We start from the raw sequence: 22641 nt of genomic DNA, 5'->3' as shown, positions 1-22641 counted from the left end.
AGGTCATGGGCGGAAGGTTGGAACAATCACGGCAGTTGACGATTGGGGAGTTAATCAAAAGAAATACGAGAAAATCGCCAAGCAGAGAGGCATTTATTTTTGGTGAAAGACGCTACACGTATAATGAGGCCAACAAGCGTGTAAATCGTTTGGCCAACGGATTGATCAAACTCGGTATCAGCCGGGGAGACAAAGTCGCGGTTCTATTTTTTAACGCCGTTGAACTGGTGGAATGCTACTTTGCCATCACAAAGATCGGTGCTATCGTAGTGCCTCTCAACTTTCGCCTTGCCGGGGCAGAACTCGTTTATCAGATCAACCAGTCTGACTCGAAGATCGTTGTTTTCGGAAAAGCATTTGAGGAAACGATCGGATCCATCAGTAACGAGTTGTCGATGGTTGAACAATATATCGGAGTCGGTCAAAATCAAAATGATGGCATCATTGATTATGAAGACTTTCTACGGAAACAAAAAGAAGAGGAGCCATCTATTGTCGTTAACGATGACGATCCGGCCTTTATCGTCTATACGTCCGGCACCACGGGCAAGCCCAAGGGGGCGGTCTTAACCCATAAAAACCTTATGATGGACGCTCTTAACCTGCTTGCCGAAATAAATTTTACTAATGAGCCTCGCTGGTTATGCGTGCCCCCGCTATTTCACGCAGCCGCATTGGGCCTGTTTTTAACCATTGTTATGAGAGGAGGAACAACGATTATCGTCGAGCAATTCGATCCTCAGGAGATACCCAAGACATTAGAGGAAGAAAAGATTAGTTTCATCTTCCTTGTTCCCGCCATGTGGATATTTTTACTTCAAAGCCCGGACATTGGCAACTACGACTACACCTCGCTTACAATAGGGGTGTCGGGGGCAGCCATTTTGCCTGTAGAGGTAAAAAAGAAAATTATGGGAAGGTTCCCAGATATGTCAATATATGATGTATTCGGGCAAACTGAAATGAGTCCCTGTACAACCATGCTAAAACACAAAGATGCAATCAGAAAGCCGGGCTCGGTTGGCCAGAGGATCATCAATGTTGAGGCTAGGATTGTCGACATCGATGGGAAGGATGTTGAAGTAGGCCATGTCGGCGAAATCGTTTATCGAGGCCCGACAACAATGCTGGAGTACTATAAAAAGCCGAAAGAAACCAAAGAGGCCATGGACGGAGGTTGGTTTCACAGCGGTGACCTGGTGAGGGAAGATGAAGAAGGATATATATACGTTGTAGACAGAGCTAAAGACATGATCATTAGTGGAGGGGAAAACATCTATGCCGCTGAAGTCGAAGAGGTTCTTTATACCCATCCAAAAGTATTGGAGGTGGCGATTATTGGGGTCCCTGATGAACAGTGGGGAGAAGCCGTGAAAGCGATCGTCGTCGCCAAGCAAGGAGAGCGTATCGGCGAGGATGAGATCGTTTCCCACTGCAAGAAAAAGCTGGCTTCCTATAAAAAGCCGAGATCTGTGGCATTTATTGAAAGCCTACCGCGAAATGCCGCCGGAAAGGTAATGAAGTTCAAGCTCCGGGAGCAGTATGGGAATTAGGCAACGTCAGATGGTGATTACCGAACACCGTCGGATAGGAATCACGAAATGCCAATATTGGCGTTATCGTTTAGCCAGTCTAACTTTAATCACCCTTTGAGCTGTATTCTACCCAAAAAAGGAGCCCCCATGGAAATCACAAAAGGTTTTCCCGCAACAAGTCAGGATAAATACCAGCTTAATGTCACGAGCATCATAAAACACGCGGCCCGTAATTTCGGACCTCAGGAGATTGCCAGTCGCCGGATAGACGGAAGCATGTTCTACTACACCTATGCCGAAGCATACAATCGCATGAAAAAATTGGCCACCAGTTTAAAGGAAATCGGCGTCCAGGTGGGAGACCGGGTTGGTGTCCTGGCGTGGAACAGCCATGAAAACTACGAAATTTATTTCGGCTTGCCCGGTATGGGTGCGGTTATGTTGCTGCTTAATCTGCGGTTAACGCCTCCTGACCTGGCCTATGTCATCGACCATAGCGGTGCTAACTTCATTATCGTAGATGAGACTTTGTTGCCCATTGCCCACGCAGTCGCTCCTTTGTGCAAAAATATTAAAGGCTATATCATTATTACCATGCCGGGTAAGAAGTTGGCTGACGTGGAGACCACGTTGGAAAACACATACTCCTATGAGGATGTTATTGCTGAAGGCTCACAAGATTTCGAGTGGCCTCATATGGATGAAACATCCGCTTACGCCGCATGCTATACTACGGGTACCACTGGCAAACCAAAGGGCGTCTACTATTCCCATCGTGACGTCTATTTGCACTCCTGCACTATCGGCATGAGCACGGAGATATCCCCAAAGGACACCTATTGCCAGATTGTGCCCATGTTTCACGCCTTGGGGTGGGGGCTGAGCCAAGCAGCCACTATGGTGGGGGCACGGCTGGTGTTTCCCGGTATGTATACGCTGGATTCCTTGGAGGGCCTGAGCAAATTGATTGTTGATCAAAAAACCACCTTGAGCGCAGGTGCCCCGGCCATTTTTATGCCACTCCTGGATTACATCCGAGGGCTGGACGAAAAGCCGGACCTCAGAGGAGCCCGTTTCCTTTCCGGAGCAACCGAACCACCTGCGTCCATGATGAAAGGATTCTGGGATCTCACCGGGGTGGAAATCATCCACGCCTACGGCGCCACGGAAACTACACCCCTGGTAACGGTTAACCGGATCATGCCTTACGTGGAAAAAGAGTTGAACGAAGATCAGAAATGGGAGCTGAAGAAGAAGCAGGGTTTAATCGTAGTAGGATTGGATTTAAAAGTTGTGGACGCAGGGGGCAAGGAACTTCCCAAAGACGGCAAAACACCTGGCGAAGTGCTGATCCGTGGTCCCTGGATTACCGCAAAATACCACGATGCCCCCGGGTCGGAAGCCCAGTTTACCATGGACGGCTATTGGCGGAGCGGCGATGTAGGCACTCTTGACGAAAACGGCTACCTAAAAATCACTGATCGCCTCAAGGATGTCATCAAGAGTGGTGGAGAATGGATCAGTTCCGTTGATATGGAAAACGAAATCATGTCATACTCATCGGTTCGGGAAGCGGCAGTTGTGGGCATTACTCACCCCAAATGGGAAGAACGGCCGCTTGCCCTGGTGATATTGAGAGAGGGGGAGGAAAACCGCACAACTGCCGATGACATAAAGAACCATTTATCCAAAACATTCGCTAAATGGCAGTTGCCAGATGAGGTTTTGTTTGTCGATGAGATTCCCAAAACCAGTGTGGGAAAAATGGATAAGAAGGCTATCCGGAAACAATACAAGCGGATGTATTCATAAGCCGCAAATGATGCGAAAGAGAAAAAAATGATGTAAGTACAGGTAATTGGATCTTCCATCAAGCTTGATGTAGTCGAACATATTCACGAATATCCGGCAGGAGATCATTGACGATCCATTGATCTCAAGCCGGATGTACCTCCTTCACAGCGACCATTGGCTGGTTGCAAGGATTGGGTGGGCACGTCATGAAAAATTACATGCTGAAATATACCGGTGGTACCGTGTCGGCCCAATTCTTTGCAGCCTCCTTTCAAGTCACCCAAGCCATAGACTGGGTGAGACAAGACTGTTCAGAACCGACGAAAAGGCACCTCACAGCATGATAGGAAAGCCTGTTGATCAGCACCTATCCATAAAAAACGCTCCAGAAAAGCCGGCAAATATTATCGGTCCATTAGAGCCATACTAAAAAGTTAGTCAGGTTCAAAAAGGATATGCTTAGCAATGATTTTACTTGACGTTCACCATCATCCGGGACGCCATTGTGCCAGCACCGGCATCCGCAATTTGGTTAATTATCACGAAATCGATTGGAGCGAAGCCATGTGCTTCGGGCTCGGACAGGGCCTCGCCGTATGGTTTATCTATTGTCCTGAAATGTCGCCAAGCCGAATCGTTCATGTGCGGGCCATTGATTTCGAGGAACAGTTCTTCAATGGCATTGGCCATCCGTTTCAATGGGAAACCTTCGATACACCTGAAGCAAGTGAGCAAGGGTTGAAAGACCGGCTGGCTCTCGGTGTGCCGGTGATTCTACGTACAGATCTTTTTTATCTGCCGTATTACGGTTCAAACACACATTATCCGGGGCATGTGATTACCGCCTGGGGATATGATCCGGACCGTGACGTCTTTTTGGTAACCGATACCGAACGCACCGGCCTGCTGACGGTTCCTTCTGAAAACATGCGAAAGGCAAGATTCTATCAATCCGATTTTATGACCATCAGCGGACACATGTTTTCACCTGCAAAGATCTGTCTGCCCGATAACCTCCCTGAACAAATAAAAAAGGCGATTGCCGGTAATAGCCTGTCCATGCTCAACGGTTTCGATGCTATCGACGGCATTACCGGGGGCATCAGCGGGCTGCGCCTATGGCAGGCCGAGATTTCCAATTGGTCGCATTTCGAAGACTGGCAATGGACTGCCCGGTTCCTGTATCAGATCATTGAAAAACGGGGCACTGGCGGTGGCGGCTTTCGATTTCTGTTTGCCGATTTTTTATCCGAAGCGGCAATCCTCGTGCCTGAAATTACTTCGGCTGGATTGGCCCAGCAGATGGCTGAGCTGGGTTTTGCCTGGCAAGCGCTCGCCTTATGCCTTAAAAACGTGTCCGAAAAGGTGAAGCCGGATTTCACAGAGGTTGAAAAAGAGCTTGAGCATGTAGCGGATCTGGAAGAAGCATACCACCGGCAAGCATTAGCAATCTTTCACTCCTGAAAATATATCCATCGCGTGTCCAATGGCGGCCCCATGATTAATCCTCTAAACAGAAACTCATAACATGCCTGGCCGCTTATCGGAAACCAAGTTAAAAAGCTTTGTGCGGGCAGGTGGCCCACGATTAGACGCTGAACGTATTTCGCAATGGTTTTGAAATTGGCTCGTTGATACCTGCCTATAGTGGTATAGTGAATTATGTTGTCCTAATTTATACAGTTTTAGTTTTATTTTTCCCTGTTTTTTATGTTAGTTGGAAAATTTTATAATCTGCTTGACAAAGACAAATCAAGTTTATATGAATAAAAATCATTTCTTAATTTTCATTGATCGATATTCATACCTGTGAGATAAGGCCATAGCGGGCAAGTAAGCTTTAATTCTTGCGTCAACCCCAAGGGGGCTGGATGAAAAAGGGTTCGAGGGTGCAACAATTTCTGAGATTGCAATAAAAGCACAAATTGCCCCCTCTGAAATTTATACATGTTTTAATAGTAAAGAAGAGATCCTTTTAGCAATTATTGAAGCGTTTCTCATGGAAAGCATAGAGGGGGTAGAAGATCCCCTTGAGGGAATTCTTGTTGCGATCAACAAGCTTTGCAAGGCAGTTTGGTGCCATTGCAAGTTTCTTTCAGCCAGTCGCAAGGAGATCCAGATTATCCTCGAGTCGCGATCTTAACCATAATTTTACAATTCCACCTCGCATCTTACGCGATAGGATCCTTGGCACCGTTGATCATGTAGCAATGAACTGAACTACGACCTTATTAAGGTTGGAAACGAAATTTATAGCCTATCAATCAATGCACTAAAAGAAAATTCATGAAAAGAGGCCGCTGGCGTAAAAAGACAGCCCTAAAAAATCATGATAAAATCAAAATCGGATACCGCTGAGGTGAAAAATGACCTGAAAACATGTGATAAAAAGGAATACCGTTGTCCTGTTTGTAACAGGCTTTTGATGCGTGGTAATGTGGTAGAAATAGAAACTCGTTGCCCTAAATGTAAAAAAATAATTACCATTCATAATTAAGCCTGAAAAGCCTGAAGGTACGCATAATTCGAGCGTCATAGAGCGCCACGTTTGCTCAGAGCTACGAAGATAGCCGATTGCGAGGAGTATATCCTCGCAATCGGCTTTTTTTATTATATCCGGCGTGAGACAAAAGCGCCAAAGAAGAGGAAAATGAATCCTCGAACAAGCTATGGAGGATTCAATCGTGACCGATGATCCCAAAAAAGGCACAGATTGCAGAAAACAACCGTGTTTACTGGGAAATAGCTGTTGGCGTTAGGATACATCAATTGCCAAACAAGGAATCGAAAAGGAGGAACTGAATGAGCAATCCATTTGAACTGAGCTACCCTAAAACAGTTCGTGTCGGCGATATTTCCATTCGAGAAGGGCTGCAGCATGAGGAGCATTTTATCCCTACTGAGGCAAAAGTATTTTATGTTGAAGAAGCTATACTGGCTGGATTCAAGCGGCTCGAGATTACCAATTTCGCTAACCCAGCTTTTTTGCCTCAGTTCAGGGATGCTGAAGAATTGTTCAAACGGGTCCGCGACAGCCGGCGACTGTCGAGAAAAGGAATTAATTTCGACGATATTGAACTGACAGGTGTAGCTATCAGGGAAACCGGTGTGGATCGGGCCATAGCCGGTCGAAAGGAAGGTTGGGGACCGGATCGGATCGGAATGATGGTGTCCACAGATGAAGAGCATCATTATGCCAATTCCGGTACGACTCTACCGGAATACTGGCAAGAAGCCAGCCGTTGCATTGAAAAGTGCCATGATGTCGGCATTCGGGTTTTCGGAACAGTAAGCACGATCTGGGGCAGTCCGATTTCAGGTCCCACGCGTTTCGAAGACGCTCTGGAGTTCACCAAACGCTGGCTTAGTATCGGCGCCGACGACATCGAACACGCCGACCACGACGGATCAGCTCCGCCGGATCAAGTCTACCGATATTTTTCCATGGTTCTGGATGAGATTCCCAACCGCGACCTGCACGTAGCCCACTTTCACGTCACACGGGGTTGGGGGCTGGCCAATGTCCTGGCCGCCATGGCTGCTGGTGTGGAGATCCACGAAGGCGTCATGGGTGGCATCGGCGGACAACCTGCCAATTTCCTGGATGGTGTGCCCGTCAGAGGAACAGGGGAATACTATTACCGAGATCCGAATATCGTCGGACTTGTCAGCCTAGAAGACATGCTAGTCATGATGGATGAAATGAAGGTGGAGACTGGTATAGATATAGAACGGGTTTTGGCTCTTGGCAATAAATGGGAAAAAACGATTGGCAGGCGTCTGAGATCCGAGTCCATTTTGAACGGGAGAATCCCCAAACAGCCAAGGGAAGAATACAAACGTAAAGGCCTTGCGGAAAAAAAAGCGCACCGGGGGGAAGCGCCCGGACAATGTTTTCCTTTAGATTGGCCGGAAATATGTGAGTTGAGTACATCCATTACCGGCCTTTAGAACTGATTATATCGATTTCCCAGCCGAGATCCTAAATTTTTAAATATACCAGTATACAAAGGGGAAATATATGGATTTAGAGGTAAGTAACGAGCAGAAAAGAATACAAAAAAGCGTTAGAGAATTCATGCTTAAAGAAGTCGAACCAATTGCCGATGAAATCGATAAAAATGATTATTTTCCCGAAGATTTGTGGAAGAAACTCGGAAAAGCCGAAATATTGGGAGTTAATGTTGCAGAAGAATATGGCGGTAGTGGATACGATGTTCTCACAACAGTATTAGTCATGGAGCAAATGGGGCGCATATCTCCATCCGTGGCATTGTCCGTCGGGGCAAATATTAACTTGTGTGCCCACAATCTTGAGAAAAATGGTAATGAGGAACAAAAAAGACAATATTTGCCCAGCATTTGTTCGGGAGAAATTGTCGGTTGCCTGGGACTAACAGAACCGGAAGCGGGATCGGATGCTGTTGGCATCCAAACAACCGCTGAAAAAACAGGCGATGATTATTTTCTCAACGGAAGTAAGACATTCATAACCAATGCGCCGGTTGCCGATATAGCTTTGGTTTACGCGAAAACGGAACCTGAAAAGGGTGCTAAAGGGATCACTGCGTTTATCGTTGAGAAAGGGTTCGAGGGTTTTAGTGTTTCAAAAAACATCGAAAAAATCGGCCATCGTGGCTCTCCTACGGGAGAGCTTGTTTTTAATAACTGCCGAGTTCCTGCCGAAAATGTTCTCGGGGAGGTGAATCAGGGAATAAAAGTGATGATGCGCGGCCTGGATGTCGAAAGGGTTGTTGTAGCCGGGATGGCCTTGGGAATCGGTGAGGCCGCTCTGGAACTTGCCCTGAAGTATTCGAAGCAACGCCGGCAGTTTGGTGAAAAAATCTGTAATTTCCAGCTAGTCAAAGCCAAACTGGCTGATATGTATACCCAATTGGAAGCATCTAGATATTTGATATACCGGGCCGCTGTTTTAGCCGGAAACACTGATAATGGAGGAAAAGGTACGGTAGTTCACAAAATCGCTGCAGCCGCCATCCTCTTTACTGCCGAAACCGTAACGAAAGCAGTAGACCAATCCCTTCAGATTCATGGTGGTTATGGATATACTATGGATTTCCCAATTAATCGTTTTTACCGGGATGCAAAGCTTTACGAGATCGGTGCGGGAACCTCGGAAATCAGACGAATTCTTATTGCCAATGAACTAATTAAGCGAGGATTGGGATACTAAGACATAAGACAACGACAAAACAGCACCGATAAAAGCATCGGTGCGCATTTAATAAGCTCAGTCCGAATTTCATAACTCCTAAAATGGTTTGTTATCAAGAGCCTGTATAGCATTGCACACAAAACATAATCGAAAAGGAGAAGGGTGATGAAAATGGACAAGTCAATTATTAAATTTGAACCTAATTTCGGCGTCTACCCCCCGAAACCCTTACCAAATGTACCAGCATACACCATCCTTACCGAAAGCGCCAAAGCGTACCCGGATAAAGTTGCCCTCGTATGCTGTGGAAAAGAAGTGACCTATCATGAACTCGATCAGTTATCTGACCGGTTGGCATGGCAATTATCGAAACGATTCCATATTGGTAAAGGGGACCGTGTCGCGACAATGATGCCCAATTCTATCCAGCATTCAATCGCCTTGTTTGCAGTTTTGAAAATTGGCGCCGTGATGGTTCCCTGTAACGTCATGTATAAACATAGAGAGTTGCGTTATCAACTCAAAGATTCGGAGGCAAGGGTAATAATCGCTCTGGACGTTTTTCACAATACCATTGAAGCCGCCAGACAAGATACAGCCATAGAGACCGTAGTACTATCAAAACTATCCGATTTTACGGAAAATGACGACCAAATACCGGCATTGTTCCATTCTTCGAAAGAGGCGCTGCCAGATGGATGTTTAAGCCTCGTCAGCCTGTTGGAGGAAGGACAGGCATTAAACGATTATGCTGAAATCGATACTGAAAATGATTTGGCGTTGCTGCTTTACACGGCCGGGACGACGGGTGTCTCAAAGGGGGTCATGGAAGCGCACCGGAATCTTTGGGCATGCACGTCGCCTACAGTGGATATCTACGGGTTTACCGAAAACGATGTAAATCTGCAAATTATGCCGATGTTTCACTGCTCCGGATACTGCCTCGTACAATTGCCGATGCTTTTTGTCGGCGGCACGGTGGTACACGTTCCTCTTTTCGAACCACAAATTTGTATTGAGTTGATTAACAAATACAAAATCACCACCATTTTTGCACCACCTACTTTCTTCGTCGGGCTCATGAATACTCCGGGGTTCGAGAATGGAACCTATCCCGATCTGAAAACTACGCTTTCCTGCGGTGCGCCCCAACCCGACCCGGTAAGACTCAGATGGGAGGAAATTACTGGCAAAAGGCTGCTTGACGGATATGGCATGACGGAGAGTATGTGCCAAGGATCCGGAGTTTTGAGCATGCCTAACAAGTATAGACCCGGCGCAATTGGAGGGCCGTTCAATTGTAAAGTGAAAGTTGTTGATTCAAACCTCGAGATCGTTTCGGTCGGCACTGTAGGTGAGATTATGTTCAACGGAGAGGGGGTTGCCAAGGGCTACTGGAATAAACCGGAGCAGACAAAGGATACCTTTCTTGAAGACGGGTGGCTGAAAACTGGCGATGCTGGCTATATTGATGAGGACGGATATGTTTATTTCGTTGATCGATATAAGGACTTGATAGTGACTTCGGGCTACAACGTAGCGCCCGCAGAAGTCGAAAGTGTTCTCATGGCGCATTCCACCGTTAAGGAAGCTGCAGTCATAGGCGTAAAAGATGAATACAAAGGTGAGGTGGTCACAGCATTTATCAGCGTCATGGAAGAATCGAAGAACGATGTGAGTCTGGAGGATATTTTTGCCTTTTGCAAGGAGAGGATGGCGACCTTCAAAGTGCCCAAAAAAATCGTAATTGTCGATGAAATCCCGAAAAATGCAGTCGGCAAGATAATGCGGAGAGAACTAAGAGAAGCCTTATAAAAAAGGATGATTCGGCACCGTCTGCGTCTATCGCGCAAGCGGTTTTCAAATGAAGACAATGAAAACTGGAGCGAAACAGATGAAAACTGAACTTTCGAAAAATTTGGTTCAAAGGGTAGCCTTAGGGGATATATTCAGACGAAGAGCCGCGACATCGCCAGACAACATTGCCGTGGTTGAGACAAGAGGTGATACAAATATCGAAATAAGCTATTGCGAATTCAACAAGAAAATTAATAACTTCGTTTATATGGCCCGATCGTTGGGAATAAAAAAGGGCGACCGCATTGCGCTCTTGGGGCCCAATTCGATCGAGTACCTGATCTGTCTTTACGGTTGTGCCAAGGGGGGATTTGTTGCATTGCCTATTAATCCCGGTTTAAGCCCGGAAGGAATTGCCTATATTATCAATCATGCCGAAGCCAATGTATTGATTTGTGACTCCGATCTCTGTTCTTTGGTTCTGGATGTCAAACAATTGGTGCCCGCATTGAAAACTCTTATTTCTTTTTCGATCTTCGGCGATTCTATCACCGCTCCCTTCCAGGATTTCAATAAGCTTATGGAGGGACAATCCGATGAAGAAGTTCAAGACGTCATAATCCAAGATCGAGACATTTTTGAAATTCTTTATACCAGCGGGACAACAGCTGATCCTAAAGGGGTGATGATTTCACACCTTTCTGTATTTATCCTATCCTTGACCAATCCGATCGAACTCGATTGGCAAAGGAATACGGTCCTTCTTTCCACTTTACCTGTATTTCATTGCGCCCAGCAGACCTTTAACACATCGGCATTTCACTTGGGAGGAAAGGTTGTCGTCTTCCGCTCGTTTGACGCCGCCGCTGTATTGCAAGCTATAGAGCGAGAGAAGATACAGGTTCTTTTTTGTCTGCCTGCAATGTATCGTGCAATGCTCGACTGCCCAGATTCGGGCCAAACGAAATTTGCCTCCGTCCGCAAATGTATTTATGCAATGACGCCGATGGATCGTAGAACGTTAGAAGATTCAATTAAATTATTCGATGCTGATTTTATGCTTTGCACTGGCCAGACCGAATGCTTTCCTTCGACAAATACATTTCGTTCTGAATGGCAATTGAAAAAAGAGGGCAATTATTGGGGCGAATCCGCATTGACGGTTGATACCGCAATCATGGACGATGCAGGCAATATCCTACCACAGGGGGGTGTAGGAGAAATTGTATGGCGTGGTCCCGGTGTAATGGAAATGTATCTAAAAAACGAAAGCGCTACAAAAGACAGCAAAGCGTTTGCATGGCATCATTCAGGCGACTTGGGCTATTTCGACGATGACGGGCTGCTGGTTTTTGTCGATAGAAAGAAGGATATGATAAAAACCGGTGGGGAGAATGTACCCTCCATCAAAGTTGAAAGGGTAATTTTGAACCATCCTGCGGTGGAAGCCGTGGCAGTTGTCGGCCTGCCTCACGAAAAATGGATTGAGGCCATAACAGCCTTTGTCGTGCCCGTTAAAGGTTCCGATTTGACGGAAGATGCAATTCTTTCACTCTGCAGAGAAAATTTGGGTGGTTTCGAAATACCCAAGAAAGTAGTGATGGTTGGCGACTTACCGAAAACGACTACAGGTAAACTCGAAAAATATAAAATCAGACAAAGTTACGCGACATTATACGAAAAGGTGTGAGGTCAATATACTCATATCAAGGCATAATCAAAACCGATAGAATAGCTGAAAGATAATACATACATGTTTAGAGAAGATTTATGCAACCGCTGCGGTAAATGTCTAAGCCAATGTCCTTGGATGGAAGTCGATGGTGAAGAGGCTATCGGGATAGTCAAAAAATTGATTAAAAAAGAATACTCGTCCGTATTAAAAAATTGTATTACTTGTTTTGCCTGTAACGAAATTTGCCCGGAGCAAGCCTATCCTTTCGACTTGATAGCATCCTTGCAGGAAAAATACTATACCCTTTTTCCAAAAGAGAAACTTAAGGCTGTCGAACGCCGGTTCTCCTCGAACGATGACGAGGTTGCGGCCTTCAATGCCGATAGCATTCTATCCTTGTGCGTGTTCAAGGAAACCGATCCCGAATTGATCAAAGGCGCATTGTACGACATGCCTCAGGTAAGCGGCAATCCCTATTTCTGCTGGGTCCTATTCAGTCATATCGGAGGGGCATCCATCCAGGAAAAGCACGTTAAGAGGTTGATTCAGAATCTGGCGCGAAACAATCCTAAAGAGGTAGTCTGTTTTCATGATGATTGTTACACGATGTTATCCCACTTCGCACCCGAATACGGTCTCGATGTGCCATTTCGTCCGGTCCATCTGGCCGAGCACCTTTTGCGGAGACTTAAACCAAAGCACCATAGCCTTAAGTCGTTGAATGTTAAAATCGCTTATCAGCGGCCATGCGCCTCTAGATACACGCCGGAAAAGGAAAACTTTATTGACGAACTCTTGGATCTTGTGGGCGCAGAACGGGTGGACCGAAAATATGATAGGGAAAATGCCATGTGTTGTGCAGGCGTTAAGAAAATACTCGGCATGGGGGATCCGACGCCCCATCAAGAAGAAAATGTCAAAGACGCCATAAATGCAGGTGCGCAGGCCCTTGTCTGCCTTTGTCCAATGTGTATGCATGCTCTTTCACCTGCTGCACATAGGAACCGATTGCCCGTTCTGTTTATAGGCGACTTAGCCCGAATGGCGCTGGGTGAAATAAAAGTAAACGCATTTAACTAAAAGGATGAAATGATGAATAGAGTGATCATTACCGCTGCGATTACCGGTAGTATTCACACCCCTTCGATGTCAGCATACTTACCGATAACACCGGATGAAATCGCCGAAGAGGCCATTCGATCCCATGGCGCCGGCGCTGCAATCGTCCACATTCACGTAAGGGATCCCGAAGATGGACGGCCCTCTTCGGATCAATCCCTTTACCGTGAAGTTTTAACGAAAATTAAGGCTGAAACGGATCTGGTAGTTTGCATCACGACAGGTGGTGGTTTAGGCCAAACGACAGATGAGCGAGTGGTTGGCGTTAAAACCTTTCGCCCGGAACTCGCATCTTTGAACGCCGGATCAATAAATTTTGCACTCTTTCATGCCTTGGACAATCTGAAAAGTTTTAAATATGAATGGGAGCGCGGTTACCTATCTATGACCGAAGATTTTATTTTTCCAAATACATTTAAAACACTACGTGAATTTAACAGCATCTTTAACGAGTTGGGTACGAAGCCCGAGTTTGAGATCTATGATATAGGAATGATCAATAACTTAGCTTTCTTGATACAGAAAGGGTTGATCAAAAAACCCGTATACCTTCAGTTTGTCATGGGAATTCTTGGTGGAATACCGGCAACCATCGAAAATCTTGTTTTTTTAAAAAAGACCGCCACTGATCTCATCGGTGATTTTGAATGGTCGGTTTGCGCTGCGGGGAAAAATCAATTTAGGTTATGTACGGCCGCAATGCTTATGGGCGGGCATTCGAGGGTGGGTTTGGAAGATAACTTATATCTTGAAAAAGGTGTCATGGCTAAAAGCAATGCCGAGCAGGTTGAAAAAATAGTACGTATATCTAAAGAATTTGGGCTTGAAACTGCTACGCCTGACGAGGCGCGCCAAATCCTGCATTTAAGGGGGCTTAATCGTGTCGACTTCTAGCAAGTTTACGAAGTTACTAATCCCTAAACCAGGGTGATACAGTCGAGGGAATTGGCAGTGACCGACGGCATTGAGCTTTTTTGAAAGCGTTGTTCCCCCGGTATCCACTCATGAAACACGCTCTTTTAATAGGAGCTCTATTTTTATAGTCTGGTAGAGCCTATCAAACTGATCCACTGAGTATTAGGTCTCGACTATCCGACTAAAGCAAATGAAAGAAGTACGATTAACCAATGTGTTGTTCAGCAGTAACTTAAAATCCTATAAAAGGAGAGAAAAAATGTCCCAACAAGAACATGGTTTCGCCAATCCGAGTCCGCAAGCGCTAACGGCACTATCAATTGCCTGCTTCATTTTCTTTGGCCTCTTGACAGGGAGAATAGGTGCCGATTCCCATCTGGCAGTTGCCATCTGGTTGCTCGGTGGTTTTGTAGCACAGTTTACAGCTGGAGTTATTGAGTTGAAGGAGGGAAATATAACGGGTGGCAACGTTATGCTTTTATTTGGGGCATTTTTCATGTTTGTAACAGGACTTCTCAACGCAGCAGAATTTATCTGCCATGCGAACGATATTCACTGGAGCGCAACGTGCGATCCTTATGCTTGGCTTTGCCTGTCAATCATTCTAACTGTAATAACGCCAGCGTATCTTGTCGGTTCTCCTGTGTTTTTGGCCGCACTTATTTTTGCGGACATTGCCCTTTGGTTCCTTACATTAATGAAATTCAAGGCTGTTAATCCGTCCTTCGCGGCGCCCATAGCTGCGTATTGCCTGCTCATACTGGGTGTTCTCGGGCTATATCTGGCCGCGGCCACTGTGTTAAATACCGTCTTCAAAAAAGCAATACTACCCACCGGGAAAGCTATTGTCGTCGTTGATTGAAAACTGAAAAGAATATATACGCTCTGATCTAAAGACGATAACAAGGATACTATCCAAAAATATGCTATAGTATGTTTTTGCATGGATGTGGCCATTACCTCTACAAGCGACAACTGCGACAGGAAAGGTTTGGTTATCTGTCACCAGCCGCCTGGGCATGAAGCTTTTGTAATTGGGTAGCCGCCTTCAGGATAAAATAAATTCTCGTGCTGTTGCCTGATGGTTGACGTGGAGAATTGTGCCCGGCTGGAAGCGTATGTGATACCTGCGCTCGCGGATCGGGATGACCCAAATGTATGGTCCGGCCGCACGGATGGTTAATTCGGGCGACCATGTCAATATCAGGACATACGTCCAAATTCCCGAAACGATAATTGACCCTGGCAGCCTGTGTTACTACTATTGGACGATCGCAACCAGGCCGAAGCATCAACTGAGCGAGATAATTGAGAAGCCATGGGAACCTCACAGCGCAGAGAGCGAGAGAGAGAAAGGCGCCGCCAGCAGATTTTGATCGCAGCCAGGCGCGTACTAGTTGAAAATGGATATGGAAATACGACCATGGGTAACATCGCCAAAGAAGCCGAATTGAGTCCAGGGACTCTTTATATGTATTTTGATAGCAAGGAGGAACTGTTAGCGTCATTACCTGTGAGGACCCTTCAGTACCTATTGATCCGGATGGAGCACACCAACGAAGAGGTGGGCGCATCTGCTGTGGAAAGGTTGGAAAACCTGAAAAACTGTTTTTTGGGCACATACGACTTCGATCCATTGGTGCTTATCAACATGTTCAAACTACAATCTATCGAAACCTTGCAGCATATCTCCTATGAACTTTTAACGGAGATTACGGAGCTGGCCAGAAAAATTCTGGGTAGAATAATAGGAGTTTTAAGTACCAGCCTGAATGAAGAGGCCTTTGCCGCCCATCATCCCAACGCCTTGGCCGACATTCTTTGGGGTTTGTTTTCCGGGGTCGTTTTACGAGAAGAGATCAATAAGGTCATCAATGCTAAAGACGATCTTGTTCGTGCCAAATTTGAGTTGGCCTTTGAGATCTTCATCAGGGGGCTGCAAGCACCGCAACATTGATGAGTTTAAAAATAGGGTTCATCATGATTGTTGTGATAGGTGGTAATCTGGCAGATTGATGTGAAATAGATAATCCAAGCTCGTCGCGGGACAGGCCTACCTGGCACCTCCACTTCCCGCGCAGGACTGGGCGCAAAGCCATCTTATTAAAGCGGTGAGATGGTGCGCCCAGTCCTCTACCTGTTTTATCGTCAACGTTGGTACATGACGATTTAGTTGGTCCATGACGATTTAAAGGAACTCATTCAGCACAATTCACAACTGAAAGAACTACAGGATGAGATCGAACGATTATTTCCAATGCTCCGGATAATCAAACCCGTCAGGAGATTATGGAGAGCCTTTATCAATCCGGCAGAAATAATCTTAACGCGAAGTTGAATCACTTATCCGAACTGATAGACGCGCTAAATAATCAATAATATTGGTTACAAACGAAAAACGCTGATTGTCCGACTAATGACCAGATCCTTAGAAATCCTGATCGTCGCTGACGATCCACGGATGTGTAACAGCCTGGAGGCGCTGCTTAAAAGCAGGACCTACGAGGTCTCATCGGCGAACTGTGGCAAAGACGCCCTGGTTTCTTTGAAAACAACCCAATTCGACCTGGTCATCCTGGACGTTCATTTGCAGGATATACGAGGGCATGAGATCCTAAGCCACATCAAGATTCAACACCCCGACACCCCGGTTATTTTCATCGCCGGCGATACCGATCTCGATTCGGCCCTGTTGGCATTGCGTTGCGGCGCCTATAACTATATTCGCAAACCTTTTGAACCCGATGAACTGCTCAAAACGGTTGAGAATGCACTGACCCAGCGACTGCTTCGCCAGGAAAAGGATATCATCGACCAAGAGTTGAAATTGTCCGAAGCTATGTATCGGTCCCTGGTTGAGAACATCCCCGACATCATCTACACGCTGGACACCGACGGCAAGTTTACCTTTTTAAGTGAGAGCGTTGAACAGCTATTAGGATACGCTCCCGAGGAACTCATCGGCAAGCACTATGCGACGTTCGTGGCGAAAGCTGATCGAAAGAAAGTGCACTGGTTATTTAACGAGGGCCGTTCGGGCAATCGAACCACTACCGAACTTGAACTGCGTTTGCAGGCGTCAGAAAAGAAATTCGGTCCAGATCGCTTTTTGAATGTCGAAGTCAAATCCATTGGGATATATGAATCGGTCCCACCCGATGGCAAGAAACGGTTCGTTGGCACCCACGGGGTTATCCGCGACATCCACGAAAAGAAACGACTGCAGACCCAACTTCACATTGCCCAGCGGATGGAAGCCCTCGGCACGTTAGCAGGGGGTATTGCCCACGACTTCAACAACCTTTTGATGGGCATCCAGGGCCGATGCACATTGGTATCCATGGATCTGGGAGATGCCCACCCCCTTGCAGAACATCTGAACGCCATCGACGACTATATATGCAGCGCCAGGGGGTTGACCGACCAGCTACTGGGCTATACCCGGGGCGGCAAGTACGAGGTCAAACCGATCGATATTAATGACATGTTACAAACCACGGCCACGATGTTCGGTCGCACAAAAAAAGAGATCGCCATCCATATTGAGTTCCATGACGGCGATATCGTGGTGGAGGCGGACAGCCGACAGATCGAGCAGGTGTTGATCAATCTGTTCGTAAACGCCTGGCAGGCGATGCCCGGAGGCGGAACGTTGCACCTGAATACCCGAGTCATCACCCTGGACGAGGAATTTTGTACTGCCTACCGACTGGAACCGGGAACCTACGCCCGCATAAAGGTGATCGATACCGGTATCGGCATCGATACAGAAAATCTGTCTCGTATCTTCGATCCGTTCTTTACGACCAAGGAAAGAAACCGGGGAACGGGGCTGGGGCTGGCCTCGGCTTTTGGCATTGTTAAAAATCATTGTGGAACGATCACTGTTTACAGTGAAGTTGGGCAGGGCACGACATTCACGGTCTATCTGCCGGCACTGGATAAACCAGTGGTTAAACACGTGTCTGAGAAGGAAGAAATTATCACCGGTACGGGTACAATTCTGTTAGTCGACGATGAGGATATGATTCTGGAGGTTGGGCAGCAAATTCTGGAGCGGCTGGGATATCGAGTGGCAACAGCCAATAGCGGTCAACAGGCCATCGAAACGCTTCAACAGATGGGCTCAAAAATAGATTTGGTCCTTCTGGACATGGTCATGCCAGGCATGGGCGGGGGAGACGTATTCGATCATATCCGTGAGATTCTGCCGGATATCAGGGTGATCCTGTCCAGCGGGTACGCTATCGATGGCCAGGCGCGAGAGATCATCAAGAGGGGCTGCAACGGATTTATCCAGAAACCGTTTGTTGTATCCGAATTGTCTCAAAAAATTAGCCGTTTGGGTATTGAAAAAAATAATTCGATTCGAGAAAAAAGAAAAAATCAGAATTGTTGAAAGTTCAATTTATCAGTGTGCATTGAACCCATACATGGACCCGGGTGAAGATGTTTTTGGAGGAGGACCATATGGAGTCATTTGTAAACTTGGATAATGAAGAGGCAACCAGACTCATTGAGTGTTATGGTTATTCACATGGAGGTTCCGGATTTCCTTTTTTAGCATTTTTTTAGAATCCATACCTTTACTACCTGAACATCTGCAATGGCTATTTGAACCTAATGTCTATTTTTCTGGATGACCTTCACTAACACGGCTATTCTTTATAATATTTGATAACGGAGGGGTTGGAAGCCGGGGGACACAAAGGATTTACCGAGCTGATCACGCTGACATTGACGCCAATGGTTGCCGATAAGGAAGCTATCTTTGTTGTTTAGCTCTGTCGTCTGACATTCGAAAGTTGTGAAGTGTGCAAGGACGCAGTGTTTGTATAGTGATTAAGCCGCTTAAAACCCTGTTGTCGGGCTGATTCAATATTGCCCTACAGGAAATTGAGATACCACATGGCAGTTGAATGTCCAAGCATACGATTTCGTCATATGAATCATAACTCGCTGAATTATTACAATCATAGACGCGTAGGATAACTATGGAGATCTTTACCAGTATCAGCTCCTGGCAGAACTGGCGCAACGTGATTCCTTCAACACAAAATGTGGGGCTGGTGCCTACCATGGGGGCGCTTCATGCGGGACACCAGTCATTAATCACCCGCTGTCGACAGGACAATGATATTTGTACCATCAGTCTGTTCGTTAACCCCACCCAATTCAATGATGAGAATGATCTGGCCAACTATCCGAACACCTTTGAAGCGGACCGGAAACTGTGTGAAGCTGAAGGGGTGGATGCAATTTTCTTCCCCGACTACAGCGAACTATATCCTGACGATTATCGTTATCGCGTTTCCGAAAACGAAGTCAGCCCGCTGTTGTGTGGCACCCACCGCCCCGGTCATTTTGATGGAGTGCTTAGCGTGGTCATGAAGTTATTGAACCTAGTCCGACCGCAACGGGCTTATTTCGGTGAGAAGGACTGGCAGCAACTCCAGTTGGTCAAAGGCATGGTGGAAGCTTTTTTCATGCCCTTGATCATTGTTGGTTGTCCCACGGTTCGCGATATAGACCGCCTGGCCATAAGTTCGCGCAATCTCCACCTGTCTAAAAGGCATCGTGAGAAGGCGGCCAGGTTTCCGAAAATATTGGCTGCTCAAGCGCCGGCCGAGGAGGTGGCCCGTTTGCTAGAAGCCGATGGGTTTGAGGTTGACTATGTCCAGGATTTTAAAGGCCGCCGTTGCGCGGCGATTCACTGCGGCGGAGTTAGGCTGATCGACAATATGCCCTTATACGAGGGAAATCAAAAATGATCCTGCGTTATAATGCATTTTACCCGATTTGGTGGACACCTCGAAGAGCCCAAGGTATATGGGCAGAAGGAGGTGTTCAATGGTCAAAGAAGAAACGAAAGAGCTACAGCCGGGAATTTAAAAAGGAAGCCGTGGCGCTGATCACAGAAAAGGGATACAGCATTGCCGAAGCATCCAGAAATTTGGGCATTGAATACAGTGTCCTGCGCCGCTGGAAGCAACAGTTGGCGGATGATCCTCAAAACGCCTTTCCCGGCAAAGGTCGGCAAAAGCCTGGCGACCAGGAGCTTCGCACTCTAAAAAAGAACTGGAGCGGGTAAAAGAAGAGCGCGATATCTTAAAAAAAGCGCTGGCCTACTTTGCGGAGGATCAGAAATGAAATTCCAATTCATTGCTGATCACCGGGAGGCGTTCAAGGTAGGCCGTATGTGCGCGTTGCTTAATGTCTCCCCCTCTGGGTTTTACGCCTGGCTGACATGACCGGAGAGCCCTCGAAGAATTGAAAACCGAGCCTTAGAGGACAAAATACGCGTCCTCCATATCGCCAGTCACGGAATCTGCGGATCACCGAAAATTCACCGGGATCTTACCGATGAGGGCATCCGTTGCGGCCAAAACCGCGTTGCCCGGATTATGCGTGAAGCCGGTATCCGGACTCGTACCCAAAAGAAATTCAAAGCGACCACCAACTCCCGGCATAACCTGCCGGTGGCACCCAACCTGTTGAGCCAGGAGTTTACCGTGGACGCTCCGGACCGAACCTGAGTCGGTGATATCACCTACATCCATATCCAGGAAGGGTGGTTGTATCTGGCTGTGGTAATCGACTTGTTCAACCGCAAGGTTGTCGGCTGATCTGCCTCTTCTCGGATGACCCGTCAACTATCCATCGATGCGCTACAGATGGCGCTGGACCTTAAAAGCCCCGCATCGGGATTGATGCATCACTCAGACCGGGGCAGCCAGTATGCCGCCGGTGATTACCAGAAAATGCTCACTAAAAATATGATGACCTGCGGCATGAGCCGCAAGGGCAGCTGTTATGATAACGCGGTTGCGGAGAGCTTCTTCCATCTGCTGAAAACCGAATGGGTGAATCATCACCGGTACCTCAGCCGCTCATAAGCGACCACCAGCCTGTTTTACTATATCGAAATCTTCTACAACCGAAAAAGGCGTCACTCTGTGCCTGATTATGCAACGCCTCAAGAATACGAAACATTCCCTCTTGCTGCTTAACTCAGTGTCCACTATTTCGGGGGAAATTCAAGCTTTGCTGGAGGTAATGGCTGTATATTGAACATTGTTGCTCTTTTCTATACATTATTAGCTTTATTTTTCTTAGTTTTTTATGTTAGTTGGCTATTTATATAATCTGCTTGACAAAGATAGGTCAAGTTAATATGAATACAAATCATTTCTAAATTTACATTGATCAATATTCATAGTTATGGGGTAAGGCCATAGTGAGCAAACGAGCTATAGTTCTTGCTTCAGCCACAAGGGTTTTGGCTGAGAAAGGGTTCGAGGGTGCAACGATTTCTGAGATCGCAAAAGAAGCACAAATTGCCCCCTCTGGAATTTATACATGTTTTAATAGTAAAGAAGAGATACTTTTTGCAATTATTGAAGAGTTTCTCATTGAAAGCATAGAGGGGATAAAAGACCACCTTGAGGGAATTCTTGGTGCGATCAACAAACTTCGCAAGGCAGTTTGGTGTCACTGCAAGTTTTATTCGGCCAGTCGCAAGGAAATTCAGATTATCCTCGAGTCGCGATCTTATCCAGAATTTTACAAGTCCAGCGCCTATAAAAAATTAAAGCAGTATAGTGGTATTTTTACCACTATCATTGAACAAGGCGTCGCCGAGGGTAGTTTTCGTAAATCAATTCCACCTCGCATCGTACGCGATATGATCCTTGGTACCGTTGATCATGTTGCAATAAACTGGACCTTGAAAAATGGTACCAGTCCCCTTGAGGTAGCTGAACATCTGTTTGATTTGATAAACAATGCAATCACAAGAAAAAAGACCATTATTTCTCCCGCGAACAAAAAGGAACGGAAACGTCGACAGATCATTTGTTGCGCCAGTAAACTGTTTGCAAGCTATGGGTATAAAGATACCAATGTAATGGAAATCGCTCGTCAAGCTGGCGTATCAGAAGGGACTATTTACGATTATTATCAAAATAAAGAAAATTTACTGATTAATATCCCGGAGGAAAAATTAGGTCAATTGCTGGACGAACTTAGCGGAAATTCGCCAGAAATCGAACTCAGAAAAATGATCTATTCTTTATTCAACTTTTACAATGAAGATCATGATTATTCAAGAATATTGGTGCTGATGTTGCGTCCAAATAAGAAATTCTACTATTCAGAAAGTAACAAAATTTTGGAAAAAATTTTCTCAATTATTCAAGGGATAATCCGGGATGGCCAAAACAGCGGGGTGTTTATAAGTGAACTCAGACCAACCGTTTGCCGGGCGTTACTTTTTGGATCAATAGATCATATATTAATTCCTTGGATTATTTTTAAACGGAACTACGACCTTATAAAGGTTAGAAACGAAATTGCTAGCCTATTTATCGATGCACTAAAAGAAAATTCATGAAAAGAGGCCGCTGGCGTAAAAAGACAGCCCTAAAAAATCATGATAAAATCAAAATCGGATACTGCTGAGGTGAAAAATGACCTGAAAACATGTGATAAGAAGGAATACCGTTGTCCTGTTTGTAACAGGCTTTTGATGCGTGGTAATGTGGTAGAAATAGAAACTCGTTGCCCTAAATGTAAAAAAATTATTACCATTCATAAATAAACCTGAAAAGCCTGAAGGCACGCATAATTCG

General features: G+C 46.1%; 17 protein-coding genes and 1 pseudogene. All 18 read left to right on the top strand.

Annotated features, from left to right (window positions below; all coding sequences use genetic code 11):
* Window positions 1-5 precede the first annotated feature (5 nt).
* A complete protein-coding gene (locus tag DSCA_RS18105; RefSeq protein ID WP_155317759.1) occupies window positions 6-1553 on the top strand; it encodes a long-chain-fatty-acid--CoA ligase in 1548 nt (515 codons plus the stop codon).
* A 129-nt stretch (window positions 1554-1682) separates the two neighbouring features.
* Window positions 1683-3347 carry a long-chain-fatty-acid--CoA ligase gene (locus DSCA_RS18100; protein ID WP_155317758.1) on the top strand — a complete coding sequence of 555 codons (1665 nt, stop codon included), beginning with the start codon at window positions 1683-1685 and terminating at the stop codon, window positions 3345-3347.
* Between the two features lie 447 nt (window positions 3348-3794).
* Window positions 3795-4793 (top strand): BtrH N-terminal domain-containing protein, encoded by a 999-nt coding sequence (locus tag DSCA_RS18095; protein ID WP_155317757.1) that lies wholly within the window; start codon window positions 3795-3797, stop codon window positions 4791-4793.
* Window positions 4794-5172: 379 nt separating this feature from the next.
* Window positions 5173-5472, top strand: a complete 300-nt coding sequence (locus DSCA_RS33250) for a TetR/AcrR family transcriptional regulator (RefSeq protein WP_155320477.1) — start codon at window positions 5173-5175, stop codon at window positions 5470-5472.
* Between the two features lie 186 nt (window positions 5473-5658).
* Window positions 5659-5826, top strand: a complete 168-nt coding sequence (locus tag DSCA_RS33245; protein WP_155317756.1) for a Com family DNA-binding transcriptional regulator — start codon at window positions 5659-5661, stop codon at window positions 5824-5826.
* 305 nt (window positions 5827-6131) lie between these two features.
* Window positions 6132-7280, top strand: a complete 1149-nt coding sequence (locus tag DSCA_RS18080; protein WP_155317755.1) for a beta/alpha barrel domain-containing protein — start codon at window positions 6132-6134, stop codon at window positions 7278-7280.
* Between the two features lie 70 nt (window positions 7281-7350).
* Window positions 7351-8523, top strand: coding sequence for an acyl-CoA dehydrogenase family protein (locus DSCA_RS18075; RefSeq protein WP_155317754.1), 1173 nt, complete (start codon window positions 7351-7353; stop codon window positions 8521-8523).
* 147 nt (window positions 8524-8670) lie between these two features.
* The gene (locus tag DSCA_RS18070; protein ID WP_155317753.1) at window positions 8671-10320 is read left to right on the top strand and encodes a class I adenylate-forming enzyme family protein; all 1650 of its coding nucleotides are present in this window, start codon (window positions 8671-8673) and stop codon (window positions 10318-10320) included.
* Window positions 10321-10399: 79 nt separating this feature from the next.
* Window positions 10400-11992 carry an AMP-binding protein gene (locus DSCA_RS18065; protein WP_167527848.1) on the top strand — a complete coding sequence of 531 codons (1593 nt, stop codon included), beginning with the start codon at window positions 10400-10402 and terminating at the stop codon, window positions 11990-11992.
* A 63-nt stretch (window positions 11993-12055) separates the two neighbouring features.
* Window positions 12056-13057 carry a (Fe-S)-binding protein gene (locus DSCA_RS18060; RefSeq protein WP_155317751.1) on the top strand — a complete coding sequence of 334 codons (1002 nt, stop codon included), beginning with the start codon at window positions 12056-12058 and terminating at the stop codon, window positions 13055-13057.
* 9 nt (window positions 13058-13066) lie between these two features.
* Complete coding sequence (locus DSCA_RS18055) at window positions 13067-13990, top strand: BKACE family enzyme (RefSeq protein WP_231716209.1); 924 nt, start codon at window positions 13067-13069, stop codon at window positions 13988-13990.
* A gap of 280 nt (window positions 13991-14270) precedes the next feature.
* A complete protein-coding gene (locus DSCA_RS18050; RefSeq protein ID WP_167527847.1) occupies window positions 14271-14873 on the top strand; it encodes an acetate uptake transporter family protein in 603 nt (200 codons plus the stop codon).
* Window positions 14874-15329: 456 nt separating this feature from the next.
* Entirely contained in the window at window positions 15330-15968 is a 639-nt protein-coding gene (locus DSCA_RS18045) for a TetR/AcrR family transcriptional regulator (RefSeq protein ID WP_155317749.1), read from the top strand.
* Window positions 15969-16427: 459 nt separating this feature from the next.
* Window positions 16428-18410, top strand: a complete 1983-nt coding sequence (locus tag DSCA_RS18040; RefSeq protein WP_155317748.1) for a hybrid sensor histidine kinase/response regulator — start codon at window positions 16428-16430, stop codon at window positions 18408-18410.
* A 595-nt stretch (window positions 18411-19005) separates the two neighbouring features.
* On the top strand, window positions 19006-19782 hold the full coding sequence (gene panC, locus DSCA_RS18035) for a pantoate--beta-alanine ligase (RefSeq protein WP_155317747.1): 777 nt from the start codon (window positions 19006-19008) through the stop codon (window positions 19780-19782).
* Window positions 19783-19838: 56 nt separating this feature from the next.
* A pseudogene (locus tag DSCA_RS18030) lies at window positions 19839-21021 on the top strand (IS3 family transposase).
* Between the two features lie 227 nt (window positions 21022-21248).
* Complete coding sequence (locus tag DSCA_RS18025) at window positions 21249-22403, top strand: TetR/AcrR family transcriptional regulator (protein WP_155317746.1); 1155 nt, start codon at window positions 21249-21251, stop codon at window positions 22401-22403.
* A gap of 39 nt (window positions 22404-22442) precedes the next feature.
* On the top strand, window positions 22443-22610 hold the full coding sequence (locus tag DSCA_RS33240; RefSeq protein ID WP_155317745.1) for a Com family DNA-binding transcriptional regulator: 168 nt from the start codon (window positions 22443-22445) through the stop codon (window positions 22608-22610).
* Window positions 22611-22641 lie beyond the last annotated feature (31 nt).

The organism is Desulfosarcina alkanivorans (assembly GCF_009688945.1).
Taxonomy (GTDB): domain Bacteria; phylum Desulfobacterota; class Desulfobacteria; order Desulfobacterales; family Desulfosarcinaceae; genus Desulfosarcina; species Desulfosarcina alkanivorans.
The sequence above is the reverse complement of the archived record's forward strand: the minus strand, read 5'-3'. Positions and strand labels throughout refer to the sequence as shown.